The following is a 3,084-nucleotide window of genomic DNA, read 5'->3' on the forward strand; positions in this document are numbered from 1 at the left end:
GTATGAAGCCAATGGACTTACAAAAGATAATATTTCTGAGTTCATTAAAAGATTTATCTTATTCCAGGAGTTTGGCGATAAAAAAGATTTTATAGCATCCCTTTCTACCCAATCAGTTAAATTTTTGACTCATAAAGATGTTACAGCAGATGCCAGGGAAAAGATCATTCATGGAGGAATAAAAAAAGCTGAAACTATAAAAGAATTACTAGCCCCTGTAAGAGATCAGATAGCAATTGAGTTTAAAAAGAAAACTACAAGCTATGTAAACTACAAAAAATTAGAGAAAATGAAAACTAGAATTACCAAAGTAGAAGATGGGAATGAACTAAATTCTTTAAAGGCTGATGTAGATGCACTAGAAATCTATTTGAAAGATATGAAACAAGCTGTTAGGGATAAAGAGAAAGAGTGGGAAAATAAAAATAATTTAAAGTTAGTTGAGGAGGTATAAGCTATGATTAAATTTAATGAGAAAATAACAGAGATTGAGTCAAAAGAAAATTTGAGTACTGTCGTTAAGTTACTTAAGAAAATAAACAAGAGAGTCAAGGCATGAAAGTAGGGGCATATGTAAGAGTCTCTACTACTATGCAGGAGGAAAAAAACTCTTTAAAAACACAAATTAAAAAAATAGAATCTTATTGTGACCTCCATGATTATGAACTATATAAAATTTATGAAGATGTAGATAGTGGGACCAATGATGAAAGAATAGGATTTAAAACTTTATTAAAAGATATAAAGAAAAAGAATTTTGATATAGTTTTAGTATATGAATCATCTAGAATCTCTAGAAAAACTCATACAATGATGAACTTTGTTTTTAATCTAATTGAAAAAGATATAAAATTTATTTCAATCTCACAACCAGATCTAAATACCACTACAAGTACAGGAAGATTATTTTTCACTATCCAGGCTGGACTTGCTCAATATGAAAGGGAGCAAATCTCAGCTAGGGTAAAGTCCAGTGCATATGAAAAAGCATCTAAGGGGGAATGGATGGGAGGGCAACTCCCCATAGGGTATGTGTGGGATGGTGATAGAAAAAATAAAAAAATAAAGATAGATAAAAGACAAGCCGAGCTAGTAAAAGCTTATTTTGATACATTTATAGAAAATAGAAGTCTGAAGAGGACTTCTAAATTATTTAATAGAAAATTAGAGAGTTTAAGGTGGATATTGACTAATCCATTTTATGCAGGCAAATATAGATTTGGAGTGAAAAAGAAAAATATAGTTACAGGGATTAGAAAAAAGAGTGAAGATTACATATTGTCAGAAGGAACCCACAAAGGAATTATTACTATAGAAACCTTTAATACGGTTCAGAAGATATTAAAAAATAGTAGAGCCATCGATTATGATAATAAAAATGGATCAACCGCATTATTTGGTGGGTTGATAAAATGTATTTGTGGTCATAAAATGTTTGGGAATAAAATAGATAATAAAGCCCAGGGAGGTAAGGTATACCATTATTATATGTGTGATACTTGCGGTAAAAGAATCAATGCTGGAAAGATAGAAGAAAAAGTATTGACTCAAATAACTGAAGTGGATAAGTTAAAAGAGGTAAATCAGGTAGATAATTATATGGAAACTGTTGAAAGACAAATACAGATATTTGAGAATAGAAAAGATATATTGACTAAAGAAAATAACAACCTTATAAATATGCTAAAAAAAGAATTAATTGCAGAATCAGAATATATTAAAAGTAGAAAAGAAAATGTAAATGATTTAAAGGTTATAGACAAAGAAATTGAAATTTTGGAGAAAATAAAATCAAAAGAAAATGATAATGAGAATCGTGGAAATTATGAATTACTAAGGGAAGTTCTAGAAAATTATGAGGAATATGAGCCTATTCAATTAAAAGAATTATTTAGAGTATTGATCCAAGAGATAGAAATAGTTGATAGTAGGAGCCTAGAATACAATATAATATTTAATTTAAAGTAAAAGCAACGGATTTTAGCCGTTGCTTTTTTATAGTTTTATTATCCGTTTTATAAGAATAATGCCATTGAAATTCCTGTTTCCATTATCCCATTTATAAGCGTATCTTTTTTATACACACCCTCTATTTCAAATCCATATTTTTCATATAATTTTATAGCTCTAGCATTTTTCTCACTGACTTTTAGAGTTATTTTAGAAATAAAGTTCTTTTTAGATTCAGAGATCACTTTTTCCATAAGTAATGAACCTATCCCTTTTCCCCAGTATTCTTTAGAAACTCCTATACCAAAATCTGATTTATGTCTTTCTCTGGATCTACCACTTCTAGTATTAGCCGTTAAAGTAGCTATTATTTTACCTTTATCTTTTATACAATAAGCATAATTTGGAGCTTCTTTAGTTGAATCTAGTAGTGATTTACATGCTTCTAAGCTTGGAGATTCAAATTTTTCAAAAGATACAAAATTTGTTTCTCCCCCTATGAGGTTAAAAAACTCATGTAAATTCTTAGCATCATCGACAATCATTGGTTCTAATTCATAAATCATTCTATCCACCTCTTATTTTATTTAATTTAAAATAAAAACTCCTAATGTCATTTAAAATATTAGGAGGTTTCTATATATATACTAATTATTTTTAAAAAATGTAAATGCTTGAACCCTTTGCAACATAAGCCCTACAATCAAAATTATGGGGTTATGTGGTACCTGAGAAGGGACTTGAACCCTTAAGGGCATACGCCCGGGGGATTTTGAGTCCCCTATGTCTACCATTCCATCACTCAGGCATCTACAAAAATAATTATACTAGAAGTCATAAAGAAAAGCAAGCCTTTTTTAATAAAAGATAGAGTCAAGTTGGAGAGTGTTGCAAGTTTTGTGTAAACTCTAAAAATTAATGTAAAACTTTTATAAAATGAGGAGTAATAATTTTTTAATTATTGCTTCTCGTTTTTAATATATTTACATTGTGTAATTTCATGAATAAAAAAATCTAATTTAAAGTAAAGTTACTACTTAATAAACTGTATTTTTTTATGAAATTTTCATTAAATTAATTTTGTTTTGACTTCTCCACTGATATCTTCACCCTCAGTTTTAGCAATAATTAGAG

The 3,084-nt window shown here is 28.8% G+C and carries 2 protein-coding genes, 1 tRNA gene and 1 pseudogene; 2 read left to right on the plus strand and 2 right to left on the minus strand.

Annotation, left to right across the window (positions count from 1 at the left end; translation table 11 throughout):
* Both WBG30_RS06970 and WBG30_RS06975 read left to right on the plus strand, forming a co-directional pair.
* Positions 1-454: pseudogene (locus WBG30_RS06970) on the plus strand (hypothetical protein); the annotation flags it as partial.
* A gap of 101 nt (positions 455-555) precedes the next feature.
* A complete protein-coding gene (locus WBG30_RS06975; protein WP_424503922.1) occupies positions 556-1,968 on the plus strand; it encodes a recombinase family protein in 1,413 nt (470 codons plus the stop codon).
* A gap of 47 nt (positions 1,969-2,015) precedes the next feature.
* Here WBG30_RS06975 and WBG30_RS06980 read toward each other — a convergent pair whose 3' ends face one another.
* Both WBG30_RS06980 and WBG30_RS06985 read right to left on the minus strand, forming a co-directional pair.
* Positions 2,016-2,516: an N-acetyltransferase family protein gene (locus WBG30_RS06980; RefSeq protein ID WP_424503923.1), complete on the minus strand. Its 501-nt coding sequence runs from the start codon at positions 2,514-2,516 to the stop codon at positions 2,016-2,018.
* 156 nt (positions 2,517-2,672) lie between these two features.
* A tRNA-Leu gene (locus tag WBG30_RS06985) sits at positions 2,673-2,758 on the minus strand.
* Positions 2,759-3,084: the final 326 nt, after the last annotated feature.

It is taken from the genome of Psychrilyobacter sp., assembly GCF_049671765.1.
Classification (GTDB): domain Bacteria; phylum Fusobacteriota; class Fusobacteriia; order Fusobacteriales; family Fusobacteriaceae; genus Psychrilyobacter.

Excerpts from the sequence above, each read along its gene's own strand:
- WBG30_RS06975 (WP_424503922.1), top strand. The coding sequence starts at position 556 with ATGAAAGTAGGGGCATATGTAAGAGTCTCTACTACTATGCAGGAGGAA.
- WBG30_RS06980 (WP_424503923.1), bottom strand. The coding sequence starts at position 2,516 with ATGATTTATGAATTAGAACCAATGATTGTCGATGATGCTAAGAATTTA.